Source organism: Kaistella sp. CFF1-2 (assembly GCF_059509915.1).
The window spans coordinates 971,800-987,415 of the sequence record NZ_JCAKLF010000001.1 but is presented as its reverse complement, the minus strand read 5'-3'; the positions used below and the strand labels follow the sequence as shown (position 1 = coordinate 987,415).

At 36.7% G+C, this 15,616-nt stretch carries 15 protein-coding genes and 1 tRNA gene; 9 read left to right on the top strand and 7 right to left on the bottom strand.

Going from position 1 to position 15,616, the window contains the following annotated elements; genetic code table 11:
• Nucleotides 1–44 precede the first annotated feature (44 nt).
• Entirely contained in the window at nt 45–1,481 is a 1,437-nt protein-coding gene (locus AC5XHR_RS04555; RefSeq protein ID WP_495949588.1) for a TonB-dependent receptor, read from the top strand.
• Nucleotides 1,478–1,930, top strand: coding sequence for a GAF domain-containing protein (locus AC5XHR_RS04550; protein ID WP_495949587.1), 453 nt, complete (start codon nt 1,478–1,480; stop codon nt 1,928–1,930). Before AC5XHR_RS04555 ends, AC5XHR_RS04550 begins: the two co-directional genes overlap by 4 nt.
• A gap of 53 nt (nt 1,931–1,983) precedes the next feature.
• Here the strand turns inward: AC5XHR_RS04550 and AC5XHR_RS04545 are convergent, their stop codons facing one another.
• From AC5XHR_RS04545 to AC5XHR_RS04535, 3 genes are all read right to left on the bottom strand, one after another.
• Nucleotides 1,984–2,712 carry an ABC transporter substrate-binding protein gene (locus tag AC5XHR_RS04545; RefSeq protein ID WP_495949586.1) on the bottom strand — a complete coding sequence of 243 codons (729 nt, stop codon included), beginning with the start codon at nt 2,710–2,712 and terminating at the stop codon, nt 1,984–1,986.
• A 48-nt stretch (nt 2,713–2,760) separates the two neighbouring features.
• Nucleotides 2,761–4,080, bottom strand: a complete 1,320-nt coding sequence (gene mgtE / locus AC5XHR_RS04540; protein ID WP_495949585.1) for a magnesium transporter — start codon at nt 4,078–4,080, stop codon at nt 2,761–2,763.
• A gap of 78 nt (nt 4,081–4,158) precedes the next feature.
• On the bottom strand, nt 4,159–4,743 hold the full coding sequence (locus tag AC5XHR_RS04535) for a pyruvate decarboxylase (RefSeq protein ID WP_495949584.1): 585 nt from the start codon (nt 4,741–4,743) through the stop codon (nt 4,159–4,161).
• Between the two features lie 173 nt (nt 4,744–4,916).
• On the opposite strand from AC5XHR_RS04535, the gene rpsO reads away from it, so the two are divergent.
• Both rpsO and AC5XHR_RS04525 read left to right on the top strand, forming a co-directional pair.
• A complete protein-coding gene (rpsO, locus tag AC5XHR_RS04530) occupies nt 4,917–5,186 on the top strand; it encodes a 30S ribosomal protein S15 (protein ID WP_495949583.1) in 270 nt (89 codons plus the stop codon).
• Between the two features lie 209 nt (nt 5,187–5,395).
• Nucleotides 5,396–7,084, top strand: a complete 1,689-nt coding sequence (locus AC5XHR_RS04525; RefSeq protein ID WP_495949582.1) for a DKNYY domain-containing protein — start codon at nt 5,396–5,398, stop codon at nt 7,082–7,084.
• 7 nt (nt 7,085–7,091) lie between these two features.
• Here AC5XHR_RS04525 and AC5XHR_RS04520 read toward each other — a convergent pair whose 3' ends face one another.
• On the bottom strand, nt 7,092–7,448 hold the full coding sequence (locus AC5XHR_RS04520) for a DUF4260 domain-containing protein (protein WP_495949581.1): 357 nt from the start codon (nt 7,446–7,448) through the stop codon (nt 7,092–7,094).
• Nucleotides 7,449–7,633: 185 nt separating this feature from the next.
• Between AC5XHR_RS04520 and AC5XHR_RS04515 the strand changes: the two genes are divergently transcribed.
• From AC5XHR_RS04515 to AC5XHR_RS04495, 5 genes are all read left to right on the top strand, one after another.
• Entirely contained in the window at nt 7,634–9,826 is a 2,193-nt protein-coding gene (locus tag AC5XHR_RS04515; RefSeq protein ID WP_495949580.1) for a polyribonucleotide nucleotidyltransferase, read from the top strand.
• Between the two features lie 92 nt (nt 9,827–9,918).
• Nucleotides 9,919–10,587 (top strand): ankyrin repeat domain-containing protein, encoded by a 669-nt coding sequence (locus tag AC5XHR_RS04510; RefSeq protein ID WP_495949579.1) that lies wholly within the window; start codon nt 9,919–9,921, stop codon nt 10,585–10,587.
• Nucleotides 10,588–10,645: 58 nt separating this feature from the next.
• Nucleotides 10,646–11,200 (top strand): DUF4256 domain-containing protein, encoded by a 555-nt coding sequence (locus tag AC5XHR_RS04505; RefSeq protein WP_495949578.1) that lies wholly within the window; start codon nt 10,646–10,648, stop codon nt 11,198–11,200.
• 72 nt (nt 11,201–11,272) lie between these two features.
• Nucleotides 11,273–12,634, top strand: a complete 1,362-nt coding sequence (locus tag AC5XHR_RS04500; RefSeq protein ID WP_495949577.1) for an acyl-CoA dehydrogenase family protein — start codon at nt 11,273–11,275, stop codon at nt 12,632–12,634.
• Between the two features lie 2 nt (nt 12,635–12,636).
• Nucleotides 12,637–12,981, top strand: a complete 345-nt coding sequence (locus tag AC5XHR_RS04495; protein ID WP_495949576.1) for a TfoX/Sxy family protein — start codon at nt 12,637–12,639, stop codon at nt 12,979–12,981.
• Between the two features lie 53 nt (nt 12,982–13,034).
• Here AC5XHR_RS04495 and AC5XHR_RS04490 read toward each other — a convergent pair whose 3' ends face one another.
• From AC5XHR_RS04490 to AC5XHR_RS04480, 3 genes are all read right to left on the bottom strand, one after another.
• Complete coding sequence (locus AC5XHR_RS04490) at nt 13,035–14,420, bottom strand: TROVE domain-containing protein (RefSeq protein ID WP_495949575.1); 1,386 nt, start codon at nt 14,418–14,420, stop codon at nt 13,035–13,037.
• A 103-nt stretch (nt 14,421–14,523) separates the two neighbouring features.
• A tRNA-OTHER gene (locus AC5XHR_RS04485) sits at nt 14,524–14,653 on the bottom strand.
• Between the two features lie 125 nt (nt 14,654–14,778).
• Complete coding sequence (locus AC5XHR_RS04480; protein ID WP_495949574.1) at nt 14,779–15,552, bottom strand: glucose 1-dehydrogenase; 774 nt, start codon at nt 15,550–15,552, stop codon at nt 14,779–14,781.
• Between the last annotated feature and the right edge of the window lie 64 nt (nt 15,553–15,616).

Here is a 15,616-nt window from a genome sequence, read left to right as displayed (position 1 = left end):
TGAAGGAATGTATTTATTTTGGTAAATTTACGAAAATTTAAAAAATGTCTTTGGTAACCCAAATTCTTACTCCAAAACAAAAAGCTTTAGCCGTCAATTTAAACCAGAACATCTACGGAACGTTTGCCGAAATTGGCGCCGGTCAAGAGACTGTTCGTCATTTTTTTAGAGCTGGTGGTGCATCTCAAACCATTGCAAAAGCAATGTCTGCTTACGATAAAGACTTTAGTGATGCTATTTATGGGAAAGAACCCAAAAATAGATACGTTACTCAAGTTCGTTTACGAAAAATGCTCCGTTATGAAGCTGATTTGGTTGAAGAGCGAATTTCTCGGGAGACCAATCCCAATAGAAAGTTCTTTTCGTATGCTAATACGGTAACGACCATCAATTTTGATAAAACGTTAAAAGGGCATGGTTGGGTCGGAATTCGTTTTCAGAGCGAGCCAGAGGCAGGATATAATGAAATCGTATTCCATGTGAAGTTTCGAGAAAATGATGCAACGCTTCAGCAAGAAACACTAGGAAAATTGGGTGTTAACCTTATTTATGGGGCATTTAATTATAGTGATAATCCACGTCGATTAATCGAATCTTTATACGATGATATTTCGCTAGATAATGTGGAAATCGATATGATTGATTTCTCGGGACCGACTTTCGAATACGTTGATAATCGCTTGATGTCGCTTCAATTGGTAAAATCTGGGATGACGGATGCCGTGATTTTCACACCGGAAGGAAACAATATGTTACCCGCAGATTTACTGTATAAAAAGAATGTTTTTGCAGTTCGTGGAAGCTTCAGACCTGTAACTTTGGTGAATGTTGATATGTTCGAAAATGGACTTCAAATGTTCATGGAAGACACCGTGAGTACGAAGGAAAAAGTAGAAGTTTTGTTTGAAATTACGATTTCAAATTTAACGGCTTCAGGTGATATTGATGAGCGTGATTTCCTTGATAGGGTGGATGTTTTAGGGATGTTGGGCTATAATGTTATTATTTCAAATTACTCAGAATACTATCGTTTGACAGATTATTTCGCAGGATTTACCAACCAAAAAATTGGTATTGCAATGGGAGTGAATAATTTACTTGGTGTTTTTGATGAAAAGTACTACAGCAACTTGTCTGGCGGAATTTTGGAAGCTTTCGGGAAGTTCTTTAGAAAGGATGTTACCGTGTATTTGTATCCGTACAAAGATCCTGATACAGGCGAAGTTTTGAATGCTGAAAACTTGAAAGTAGAGTCCAATTTGAAGGAGCTATACAAATATTTCAAGCTGAATAAGCGAATTTTGGATATTAAAAATTACAATCCAACGTTTTCGGAAATCTATTCAAGAGATATTTTAAAGAAGATTAGCCATTGCGAATCAGGATGGGAAGATCAGCTTCCAGTAGGCGTTTCGGATATGATTAAAGAGCGCAGAATGTTTGGGTATCGTGATGAAATGAATTTAGAAGAATTGGTATGAGCACAGAATTAAAAAAACGTTTACTTTCTATTTTAGAAAGTCCGAAAGATACGACAGAAGGGAAGTTGCAGAAGATTTGTACGCTTTTGGATCAAGAGATTTCCTACTTTAATTGGACGGGATTTTATTTCCGAAATGGTGATAAAGAAGAATTGGTTTTAGGTCCTTACGTAGGTGCCGAAACGGATCATACGGTAATTCCTTTTGGAAAGGGAATTTGCGGACAAGTGGCTGTTTCTAACGAAACGTTTGTGGTTCCTGATGTGACTTTGCAAGATAATTATTTGAGTTGCTCAATGGATACGAAGTCGGAGATTGTGGTTCCGATTTTTAAGGATGGAAAAAATATTGGTCAAATTGATATTGATTCCCATAAAATAGATCCTTTTACGGATGAAGATCGTCAAATGCTAGAATGGCTTTGTGGCGAGATTTCGAAGATTATGTAAATCAAATTTGATTTAAAAATAAGTAAAAAAAGAGCGAAATTTTTCGCTCTTTTTTAGTTTTCAATTTCTTGAAGTAATTCTTTATAGTAGTTTCCGCATTTTGCAATTCGAGTTCCGAACCACGAAAAAGCTTCGCCATCAACGAGTAGGATTTTTTTGGTTGGAAATTGAGCCTTTAATTCGTCTAAATGCTTTTCTTTAAAAGGATACGGCTCGCTGGAAAGTAAAATAACGTCTGCTTTTTCCAAATCTGTTACTTGAATTTCAGGATATCGATTTTGATTTTTAAACTGATTATCCAAACCTAATTCCGTTAAAATATGATGAATAAACGTATCGTTTCCTACGGTCATATACGGATCTTTCCAAATAAGATACGCGATTTTGTATGGTTTTGAAGCCTTGTTTTCGTATAAACTTTCGTATGCCTTTAAATAGAATTTCTGCGCTTTTTCTTCCTGATGTAAAAGTCTTCCAATGGATTTTATAAAGTAGTAATTATCTTCAATCGTTTCAATATTGGTGAGCATTACATCAAAATCCTTCATTAATTCTTCCACTTGCTCTTTGACGTTTTCTTCTTTGTTAGCGATAATTAAATCGGGGTTCAAAGCCTTTATTTTTTCAATATTCAGATTCTTCGTTCCGCCTATAATGGGGACTTTTTCTACTACATTTTTCGGGTGAATGCAGAATTTAGTACGCCCAACAACGTGTTCGTGATTCAAACCAAAATCGAATAACGTTTCTGTAATGGACGGAACTAACGATACAATTCTCATATTTTTTTCGATTGAGAATTCTAAAATACAATTTTCTTGGAAAAAGGATTACAATAATCTTCCGCTAAGGAATATTCCTGCAATACTGAAATAAATGATAAGTCCAGTTACGTCTACCAAAGTAGCTACAAATGGTGCCGATGAGGTTGCAGGGTCAAGATTAAGTTTTTTCAAAATAAATGGAACCATCGATCCTGAAATTGTTCCCCATAACACAATGGCGATTAAGGAAACGCCCACACTTAGACCGACAAATTGCCAATGTACTCCATAATCAAAAATTCCGAGTTCATGCCAAACCATAATTCGTAAAAACCCGATGCAGCCTAAAATTCCACCTAAGAAAATTCCGGTTAAGATTTCCTTTTTCATGACGTACCACCAATCTTTCAATGAGATTTCTTGCAACGCCATAGCACGAATAATTAAGGTTGCCGCTTGCGAACCAGAATTTCCTCCACTGGAAATAATTAATGGAACGAAAAGAGCAAGAACTACCGCTTTCTGAATTTCATCCTCGAAATAACCCATCGCTGATGCAGTAAGCATTTCCGAGAAAAAGAGAATGATAAGCCAATAGCCTCTTTTCTTAATCATTTCGGAAAGTGGCGTTTGCGTGTAGGGAACGTCTAGTGCCTCCAAACCACCAAATTTTTGAATGTCTTCGGTATTTTGTGACTCGATTTGATCGAGGATGTCGTCAATAGTTACAATTCCTACCAGGACGCCAGCATCTGTAACGATGGGAAGCGCGGTGCGGTCGTACTTCTCAAAATACGAAACAGCATCTTCTTTCGATGTTTTTGTTGGAATGGCTACAAAATGATTGTCTGTAATTTCGGACACCAGCGTGTCTTCTTCGGCAAGAAGGAGTGCTCCGATGGTTAAATCGTCTATTAATCGGTTTTTTTCATCAACAACATATAAGTGGTTCATGGTTTCCACCTTGCTTCCTACTTTTTTTATTTGCGTTAAACAACGTTTTACAGTCCATTCTTTTCGGATTTGGATGTAATACGGCGTCATCAAACGTGCAATAGAATCGGCGTCATAGCCCAAAAGTTTTAGGGCAATTCTGCGTTCTTGAGGGTTAAGATGATTGATGGAATATTTGATGAGTTCATCCGGAAAATCCTCGAACAAAGCGGTCCGGTCATCCGGGCTCATTCCATTTAAAATTTCCGAAACTTGATCAGAACCAATACTTCGGATGGTTTCTTCCTGGAAATCGGGATCAAGATGCGAAAAAACGTCGGCCTTATATTCTTTGGGAACCTTCAGGAAATCAATTAACCTTTGATCTGCTGGCAGTTCGCTAAGATGTTCGGCAATATCGGCAGGGTTGAAGAATAGTTCTTTTGAAGTCAAAGCTTGAATTTTTGCAAAGTTACTTTTAATTAAACAGAATAACGAATGTCACGCTGCGGTCCTCTCGTGTAGCTGATGCTAGAATTGATCTACTTTACTCCTCCGGATTTTTTTAAGATTTTTAATAATTTCAGTAATGGCTCCTTTGGTGCCCACTTTAACTGAGTTCTCTGCAGAACCTAAAAGACGCATATTCTTTTTGTAGGTGTCGTAATTGGTTTCTGTGATAAATTTTCCATCAGCATCGTAAAGTTTCATACTTACAACAACCTGATTAGAGAAAACGTATTTGCCCAAACCTACTTTGAAGTATTGTACTTTGGGAACAACCGCAAAATCAGCATTGTTGTTTTTGCAATATTCTTTGATGGATTCCACATCAATATTGTCAAATTCTACCGGCGCATCTGCACGAAGCATTGCATTTTTAGGAAGAGAAAGTATTTTGTCGGATACGGCAGAGAAAAATGCAGTATTGGTAGCATCTTTAATTTCTTCTACGTTGGGGAAAACTTCCGGATTGAAATAAATGATCTTCTTTTGTTGAAGGTCCGAAGACTGAGCGTCCAGATTTCCATTGGAGGAAAATGATTGTGCTTTCGCAATAGCAAGCCCGCCTGCGACAAGTACCAAAACAACAAGAGCTAATCGATTTTTTTTCATCACGTAATTTCAATGCAAAGATAGTTCCAATTGGCTGATTTTCGTTATACTTATCAATAGAAAATTACTATTTTTTCTATACTTTTATTTTTGAATTAAAAAATAGTTGCGAGGTTTTGTATTTAGTTGTACTTTTGCAGCTCGTTACATAATAATCATTAAATAATATTTGCATGTACTTAACTACAGAAAAGAAAGCAGAAATTTTCGCAAAACACGGTAAATCTGCAACAGACACAGGAAGCGCTGAAGGACAGGTTGCTTTATTTACTTTCAGAATTAACCACCTTTCAGGTCATTTGAAGTCAAATCACAAAGACTACAATACTGAAAAATCATTGGTAAAATTAGTAGGTAAAAGAAAAAGATTGTTGGATTATCTTAAGAAAAAAGATATCAACAGATATAGAGCAATTATCGCTGAATTAGGATTGAGAAAATAATCTTACCGATAAAAAACAAAGAGCAACTCCGAAACGAGTTGCTTTTTTTATGCTTTCATTTCTAAAATTGGGATGACTAGTCAAGTTTTAATTAATTTGTTAAATTTGGTCACCTTAATCTTGTAGTAAACGAGTTTACTAACTTTTAAATAGACGATGCTGTACAAATACCGCAACATATTATATGCGTTTTTAGGTTTGCTTTTTTTATGATTTTTGCCTTAGTCTATGCAACATTTGATGTTGGGAATTCAACTGAAGGAGAGAATTTAAAATCGATCAATCGGATATTTTCAAAAGGAAATGGAAAGATTTATGCGACGGTTCCTAGTGGTGGCGATTACGAAATAAAAGGAGCTGATGCTGCTAGTTTTCGCTATTTTCCAGATACCTATCATGATAGCCATATTGGTTTTGATAAGAACCATGTCTATGCTGGGAATTTAATTTTGGAAGGTCTCAATCCCACAAAAGTAAGACCTATCGGGAATAATTATTATACGGATGGTGTGACCACATATTATGCTAATTCCAATTCGGAACGGAATAGTCATATGAGTGCTTTTGAATATATTTTGAAATTGATAGGATATCAATTCAAACTCAATGATAAGCCTCAAGATTATTGGTATGCGTATGAAAAAATGCCAGATGGAAAAACCTATCAAGCCCAGTCACAATACGGAATTGCAACGACTGATAATCAAGTGTTTTATAAAGGCAAACTCTTGCCGAAAGCAAATCCAAAAACCTTAAAACCAATTTACATCAAGGAAAAGAATGCGTTTGATCGAGAAAGTAACACGTATTTTACGGATGGAGAACACGTATATTATCATACGAATTTGTTGGATGTAAAGTATGATTCGAGTATGTATGAAATCGATATTGTAGCTGATATTCCCGGAAGAAATACATATTTGTACGATTCTAAAAATGGTTTCGTGTATGCAGATGGAATCGCTTTTGATAAAGAAAATGCGCCTTACAAGCTTCTTACAAGTGATCTGAAACATGCGTATCAAGTGTTTTTTACTTCCAAAAATGGAATTTATTTTTACAATTCAGCCAAAAAGAAAGTGGAACGCTTTGGGGATAATATTTTTAACTATTCTGATTTTAAAGAAATAGAAACGGGTGTTTTTCTGAGTAATAATAAAATTTATTATTTTGATTCAGAGGAAGTTCGTGTGCGAAATCGAGGTTTGGATAGCAGAAATACAAAGTTGATGGAATTGAACAGGAGGCCAGGTTTTCCGTTTCAAAAACTTCAATCCAAAGGGCTTTCTGATGGAAGTGTTTGGAAGTCTGGAGACGATTATTTTTTCTTTGACGATATGGGAAGTTCACAGTTGATGTCTTCGGCTGTTTATAAATTTAAAAATCCTCAAGCTGCTTTAAATGTTATCAATGCTTCGAGTTTTCGAGGTGATGATATTCGAGAATTAAGTCGTTCCGAATTAACTGAGCCGGATAGTAAAGAAATTTTTATTGCAGAAACGGAGTCAGGTAGTAACTCCGATCAGAATGCCTTATTTTGGATTTTGGGAATTAGCCTTGGTGTTGGTCTTTTGATTGTGTTTATCGGTAAAAGAATGAATCCTGATCCATTTATAATTGAGGGAGACCATTTAATTGCAACGAATCTTTTATTTACAAAATACAGAATTTCCGAGATTGATAAAGTTGTATTTCGTGTTGTTGGACCAGCATATCGGTCGCCTGGTTATAAAGGTCGATTTCAGATTTTTAAGAAAAATGGTGATTCGTCGTTTAATTTACTTTTCAGCGCAAAAAATGCAATAATGCCCGAATCGGAAGCGACCATTCGAAAGTTTATTTCGCAATTGCAATCCTCTTTAGATCAAAAAGGAATCCGAAATTCTGTTGAGAATTAAATCTGAACTATTTCACCCTCCCAATCTTCCCTAAATGTGTATTCTGAAAACTGTCAGAATATTTCAAACCATACCCCATAATTCTGTCAAATGCAGAATGAGAAAATAAGATAATTCCTGCAATTTCAACTGCTGGAATTGCAAAATATTTTCCTGCTAAAAATACCAATATCGCAACACCTAAATGGTGAAACAAATTATAGAAAAAAGCACCAATTTTAGGATTTATTAAATATCCCAACATCGAAATATCAGGAACGAAGAATAGGCCTACAAACCACCACCAAGACCATCCCGTTTGTGCAAAAGCAAAAATTCCTAGTACTAATAATCCGAGATATTCTAAATTTAAAATCGTTTTCATAAACTTTCGTGTAAATATTCGGTGAAATTACAGCATTATTTTTCAGACATATTATCAATTGTTTATTTTCAGATTCTAGTTTTTGCGATTTTCCATTCCGCCTAAATTCCGTATCTTTGCCCACGAAAATTTAAAGAGTTTAAATAATTTAACGTACTCAATACGGAGTACAAAAGACATTTTTTATGAGTGCACCACAAGCAATCACTGAGCTGATTACTCTTGCAGACGGAAGAGAAATTACGCTTGAAACAGGAAAGTTGGCGAAACAAGCCGATGGTTCTGTTGTTGTAAAATTGGGCGGAACGATGCTTCTTGCAACCGTTGTAGCCAACAAAGAAGCCAACCCTGGAGTTGACTTTTTACCTTTAACAGTAGATTACAGAGAAAAATTCTACGCAGGTGGAAAAATCCCTGGAAACTTTTTCCGTAGAGAAGCAAGACCATCAGATCAAGAAATCTTGACGATGCGTTTGGTAGACAGAGTTTTGAGACCTTTATTCCCTGAAGATTTCCACGCCGAAGTTCAGGTGATGATTTCCCTAATTTCTTACGATGGACAAACAATTCCTGATGATTTAGCTGGTTTAGCGGCGTCTGCTGCGATCGCGATTACAGATATTCCTTTCAACGGACCAATGTCTGAAGTTAGAGTTGTAAAATTGGACGGAAAATTAGCTATCAACCCTAAATATGAAGATTTAGCAAACGCCGAATTGGATATTATGGTTGGAGCAACAAAATCTTCTATCGTAATGGTAGAAGGAGAAATGAAAGAAATTTCTGAGCAAGAAATGTTGGAAGCTATCCAATTCGCGCATAAAGAAATCATCAATCAAATTGAAGCTCAAGAAAGATTGGCTGCAAAAGTAGCGGGATCTTCTCCAAAAAGAGAATATTCTCACGAAGTTCACGACGAAGACATTCGTGAAAAAGTTTGGAAAGAAACGTACGATAAAGTGTACGAAGTTGCGAAAACGCCTTCTGCTAAAGAAGAAAGAGGTGAAAACTTTAAAACGGTTCTTAACGATTTCTTAGCTCAATATGTTGACAATCCTGAAGAATTGGAAAGAGTTACGCCTTTCGTAAAAGTATATTATCACGATGTGGAAAAAGAAGCGATGCGTCAAATGATTTTGAACGAAAAAGTTCGTCTTGATGGTCGTGATCCTCAAACGATTCGTCCAATCTGGTCAGAAATCGATTATTTACCAGGAGCACACGGTTCTGCAATCTTCACAAGAGGTGAAACTCAGTCTTTAACAGCGGTAACTTTAGGTTCGGTTAAAGATGCAAACATGGTAGACAGCGTTGTTACCAACCACGATGAAAAATTCTTCTTACATTATAATTTCCCACCATTCTCAACAGGTGAAGCTCGTCCATTAAGAGGAACTTCAAGAAGAGAAGTTGGTCACGGAAACTTGGCTCAAAGAGCTTTAGCAAACATGATTCCTGAAGAAAATCCGTATACAATCCGTATCGTTTCTGATATTTTAGAATCTAACGGTTCATCATCAATGGCAACAGTTTGTGCTGGTACATTGGCTTTGATGGATGCTGGAGTTCAAATCAAGAAACCAGTTTCAGGTATTGCAATGGGATTGATTACTGATGAAAAATCAGGAAAATTTACAGTTCTTTCGGATATTTTAGGAGACGAAGATCACTTAGGTGATATGGACTTTAAAGTGACTGGAACTGAGGACGGAATTACAGCTTGTCAAATGGACATCAAAATCCAAGGTCTTTCTATGGATATCATGGAGCAGGCTTTAATGCAAGCAAAAGACGGAAGATTACATATTTTAGAAAAAATCAAAGAAACGATTGCAGAACCAAGAGAAGACGTGAAACCTCACGCTCCGAAAATGGTGATGATGGAAATTCCTAAAGACTTCATTGGTGCGGTAATCGGACCTGGAGGAAAAATCATTCAGCAAATGCAGAAAGATACGGATACTGTTATCGCAATTGAAGAAGTTGGCGAAATCGGGCGTATCGAGATTTCTGGTGTTGACAGAGAGAAAATCAACGCTGCAGTTGCAAAAATCAACGAAATCACTTTCGTACCAGTTGTAGGCGAAGTTTACAAAGGAAAAGTTGTGAAAGTAATGGATTTCGGAGCTTTCGTAGCGATTGCAAAAGGAACAGAAGGTCTTCTACACATTTCAGAAATCGAGTGGAAGCGTTTAGACAAAGTTCCTTATGCGGAAGGTGACGAAGTTGAAGTGAAATTCATGGGTTACGACGATCGTAAGAAAATGAAACTTTCAAGAAAAGTTCTTCTTCCAAGACCTCCAAAGCCAGAACAAAAGCCAAGAACTGAAGGCGATGCTCCAAAACCAGAAGGAGACAAACCAGCAGAACAAGCTTAATCGAGCTTAACATAAGTATAGAACCACCTCAATTTGGGGTGGTTTTTTGGTTTTCCGTATCTTCGGAATAATTTAGTTTTAAAACAGAGTCTATGAAAACCTTACTTTTCCTTCTCTCTTTCGCAAGTGTCAATGCTTGTTCATCAAATTTTAAAAATTCTCAAACAGAAAATGTTATGCAGCAAACCGATATCATTAATTTAGTTCAAAATAATAAAATTGAAGCCGTAAAATTTGCTCTAGAAAAAGGCGCAAATGTAAATACTCAAAACAAAAACGGACAGTCTTTATTGCTAATTGCGACACTCAATCAACAAACCGAAATGGCGAAATTATTGGTTTCTCACAAAGCAGATGTCAATCTACAAGCGGAAAATTTAGATAGCGCTTTTCTGTACGCTGGAGCGAGCGGACAAACTGAATTGGTGAAATTATTCCTAGAAAATGGAGCCAAATTCGATGTTTTTAATCGCTACAACGGAACGGCTTTAATTCCAGCTTGTGAACGCGGTCACGTTGAAACCGTAAAAATTTTGGCGACAACAAAAAGTTTTCCAATCAATCATGTGAACCGATTGGGTTGGACAGCTTTAATGGAAGCGGTTGTTCTCGGAAATGGAAGCAAAAAATACCAAGAAATTATTCAGATTTTAAAAGATAATAAAGCAGATTTATCGATTCCTGATAAAGATAGAATTACAGCTCTACAACATGCAAAAGAAATGGGCTTCAAAGAGATTGTTGCTATTTTGGAATCGTAGATCTTTTTTTCTCCATTTTAATTTCAATAATTTTTATTTTTACTGAAATTTCAATCCGATGAAACGCCAACTTTCTAAATCCGATTCAGACAAAATTTTAAACATTTTAAAAACTCGTTTTGACAAAAATACAAATCGACATCCCAATATTACTTGGGAAAAAGTTCAATCAAAATTAGAACAATCGCCAGAAAAATTATGGTCGATTAATGAAATGGAAGTAACGGAAGGTGAACCTGATGTCGTTGTATTTAATGCAAAAGATTCTGATTTTTTCTTTGTTGATTGTTCTGTGGAAACGCCTAAAAGAAGGAGTTTGTGTTACGATAAAGCAGCATGGGATTCCAGAAAGGAAAATAAACCTGCGAACAACGCAATGGATGTGGCTACCCAAATGGGAATCGAAATTCTAGATGAGGAAAAATACCGTCATTTGCAGACTTTAGGTGAATTTGATAAAAAAACATCGAGCTGGGTGTACACGCCTGATGAAATTCGGAAATTGGGAGGTGCCATTTTCTGTGATCGCCGTTATAATCATGTTTTTACGTATCATAATGGCGCCGAATCGTATTATGCGTCTCGCGGATTTCGGGGGATTCTGAAAGTTTAATCCAAAGTTTTGAAACCTTAAAATGTGTTCTCGGATTGATTTTTGTTGCGTTATAAAAAAAATCACAACACTATGTCCGGAACATTTTCTAAAATAAAAGATGCATTTCATTTATTGAAAGAGATCGATTTTGATCAGCTTTCTGCGTTATCTCAAAAAGTTGATTTACCCAAAGTCATGCAAGCTTTTTCTAAATTGGATGAAAATCAATTAAAAGGTTTGATGAAAATGGTGGAATCTTCTTCACATCCAAAACGTGAACTTCCGCCTATTGATGGCGATTTTTACGACGTTTATCATACTTTGAGTCCTGAACATCGTGAAATTCAACTAAAAGTTCGAGCTTTTATGGAGAAAGAAGTTGCACCAATCGTTAATAAATATTGGCTGCATGATGAGTTTCCTTTTGAGCTTATCCCAAAATTTAAAGAACTCAATATTTGTGGGGTAACCTACGATGGTTACGGTTGCCCAAATCTTCCTTTTATTATGGAAGGCGTTTTGGCGATGGAAATGGCGCGAATTGATGCCTCGATTGCGACATTCTTTGGCGTTCAGTCTGGTCTTTCGATGGGTTCCATTTACGTTTGTGGTTCCGAAGAACAGAAAGCAAAATGGCTTCCTCAGATGCAGAAATTCGATAAAATTGGTGCGTTTGGTTTAACGGAACCAGAAGTTGGTTCTGGCGCTGCGGGAGGTTTAACAACGACGTGTAAAAAAACGCCGGAAGGTTGGATTCTCAATGGCCAAAAAAAGTGGATTGGTAATGCAACTTTTGCAGATTTGGTGATTATTTGGGCTCGAGATTTAGATGATAATCAAGTGAAAGGTTTCATTGTTGAAAAAGATAATCCTGGATTTTCAGTAGAAAAAATCAAGGGGAAAATGGCACTTCGAATCGTTCAAAATGGATTGATTACGCTGAAAGATTGTTTGGTTATGGAGGAAAATCGACTTCAAAAAGCCAATTCCTTTAAAGATACCGCAAAAATTTTGCAAATGACTCGAGCTGGAGTCGCTTGGATGGCGGTTGGATGTTCTCGAGGTGCCTATGAAAATGCTTTAGATTACACCCGAAAAAGAGAACAATTCGGGAAACCGATTGCGTCTTTTCAGTTAATTCAAGGGCATTTGGTGGAAATGCTATCAAATCTTACGGCAATGCAAACCATGGTTTTTCGACTTTCGGAAATGCAAGATGAAGGTATTTTGAAAGATGAACACGCATCCATCGCCAAGGTTTTTTGTACGTTGAGAATGCGTGATATTGTGAGTAGAGCGCGTGAAGTGATGGGTGGAAACGGAATTTTGCTCGAATATAATGTCGCTCGTTTTGTTGCCGATGCCGAAGCGATTTACTCGTATGAAGGAACGAAAGAAATTAATTCATTAATTGTTGGAAGAGCAATTACCGGTTTTTCCGCATTTGTGTAAAAATGGCGTACAATACAGATTTAGCAGACCGCATCCGGGAATATCTCGCGAAAATCCCAAGTCTAAATATTATTGAAAAGAAAATGTTTGGAGGTTTGGCTTTTCTGGTTGATGATAAAATGTGTGTCAATGTCAGCGGTGATAATTTGATGCTACGTTACAATCCGAATTTGGAAGAAGAAGTTTCTAGCAAAATTGGCTTCCTTCCGATGATTATGAAGGGCAAACAGATGAGCGGATATTGTTATGTTGAGCCAGAAGGTTTCAGAAAAGTCAATGATTTTGATTATTGGATGAAGATTAGTTTGGAATACAATAAAATTGCTAAAAAATCAAAGAAGAAATAAAAAAAATCCACCTCAAAACGAGGTGGATTTATTATAAATACAAGAATTAATTTTTAATTCAAATCCTTTTCCAACGCACGAATGTATTGAAAAACTTTATCACTCCAACCGTTGATTTCCGCGGTCCAATGATTGGTTTTTATTCCATGTGTGTGCGAGGAAATATCAATGATATACGACGATTGATATGGTTTTGTGTCAGGGATTTTTGCGGAACCGTAATGTGCGTCGATATCTTGGCTATCCGAAATAACCACCAATCGATCCGCATCTTTTGCGTAACCTTCGTCCTTCAACCATTCGCAAAGTTGGTAGGTGAAAATTCCACCGCCGCCTAATTTTTCGAAAATATCATTGAAATGATCAAAAAGTCCAAGTCCATTACCATTTTTCCAAACGAGATGTGCACCTTTACGCGCTGCATCGCTACCTGCGGTGAAAACCAAGATTAAATCTTCAAAAACATAAGTTCCAACAGCTGCCATCGCAAAAGCCAAATCCATTCTCGAAAATTTAGAATTAGAACTCGTAATTCCGCCCATACTTCCCGAAACGTCGATGGCAAGAATGGTAGTTCCCGATATTTTCTCTTGAGAAAAGCAATTTTTCATTGCTTTATCAATATCCGAAGTAAATTCTGGGGCATTTCTTTGCGCAGCCAAAAAGTTTAAAGGCGTCAACCAACCGCTGTTCACCTGAGAAATCGCATTTTGGATATCTTTTCGGGAAAGATTCGCTTCAATCATATTTCTAAGATTTCGCAAAATCGCCAAGGAACCCAAACTTTTTTCGGAAATCATTCTTTCGAAAGTTGCTTTTTTGTCAGAACCTTGTGAGAAAGCAACTTCCCACGTATTTGCAGGTTTCAATTCATCATTAATTAAAGCTTTTAAAGCTGCTTCATTTTTTGGCGTCGGTTTTGGGTGAACCAAATTCACAACATCAACTAAAGATAATTCTAAATTGCTTTTTTTGTACTTTGAAATTTGATATTCATCATAATTGTCAAACGCTTTAGCCAAGCCTTTTTTCACGGATTTCGACATTTTGTAAGAACCATTTCTCACTTTCAACATTTGCAAAAGATCCATGGTCATATCTGGTCGATTCGAAATTTTCGCAATCGCGTCTTTCACGGGCGTATCGTGAATTTCATTGGCTAAAATCAATAACCAAAGCGGCGTGTGTCGCAGTTTTTGCTCAAAACGACATTCCAAAGCCAATTCTACAATTTGCTCACCCGAAACTTTTGAACACAAATTTTCAATCTGCGTCATAATTTCGTCGGCAGGTTGATAGTAATTGGATTCAAATAAAAGGTTGGCAAGCGTTACACGTCTTAACAACTCGTAATCTGTATATTTCCCAGCTTTTGCAGTGGTTTCGCCTGCAATTTTTCCGGTTCCGAAAATTGATTTTTTTAAGTTGAATTTTGACATTTTTTTCTTTTTTAAAATTAAAAATAAGAAGCGGTTAAATCTGAATATGGTGTTTTTTTCCATTGAACGAAGTAACCAGTATCCTCACACCGCTTCCGTTTTGGGAGATTGGCTGGGTTCGAACCAGCGTCACACGGATTAATAATCGAAGTAACTTTACTATCACACCTCTTTGAGAAGGTTCAAACTTAATAAAGTGTTTTACGTTGCTCTACCAACTGAGCTACAATCTCCTTGTTTGATGATGCAAAGTAATTGCCTTGGTACGCAATCTATTTGCGTAGTAAATATTAATTTTAAATTTATTGAAAAAACTTTTAATTTTTCGAAAATCGTCAAAGTCAATTTTAAAATTGAATTAATCTAAAGTTTGCACGCCGCCACCATTTACGAAAAGCGTTTGCCCGCTCACCCAACTTGAAATGGGTGCTGCAAAATAAAGAACCGCACCAGCAATATCTTCTGGCTCGCCGAGACGCTCCAAAGGGGTATGAGCTAACATTTTCTTTTCAATTTCTGGGGTAAGAACTGTGGATAAAGCATGCGTTTTTATTGCTCCAGGTCCAACGGCGTTAATTCTAATTTCTGGTCCAAAATCGAAAGCCAAGTTAGCTGTCATGTGATTAATAGCAGCTTTGGAAGAAGCGTAAGCGCTTATAGCAGGACTTTTATTGATACTCGCCATAGACGTGATGTTTACGATGCTTCCGTATTGCGCTTTTTTCATGTGAGGTGCCACCAATTGACACAAACGCCACATGGAAAAAACATTCATTTCAAACACTTTTTTGAATTGCTCGACATCAATATCAAATGGACTTTCTTTACCAGCGCCACCACCGCCAACATTATTTACGAGAATGTTTATGTTACCGTATTTTTCTAAGGTTTTATCGACCAAATTTACTAGAGCTTCATCTTTCGTCACATCACAATTTAATGCAATTGCATTTCCTCCGTTATTCTCGATTTCTGTTGCAACCGCTTCAGCATCTTCAGTTTTGTAATCCGAAACAACGACATTAGCACCAAAAGCAGCTAAAATAATCGCACTTGCTTTGCCGATGCCGTTTCCACCACCAGTGATAATGGCTGTTTTGCCACTAAGATCAAATAATTTTTTAGTATCCATAATTTTAAAATTTGAAAAGATAGCGACACAAATTATGCCACTGAAGACTTATCAATCCTTAAAT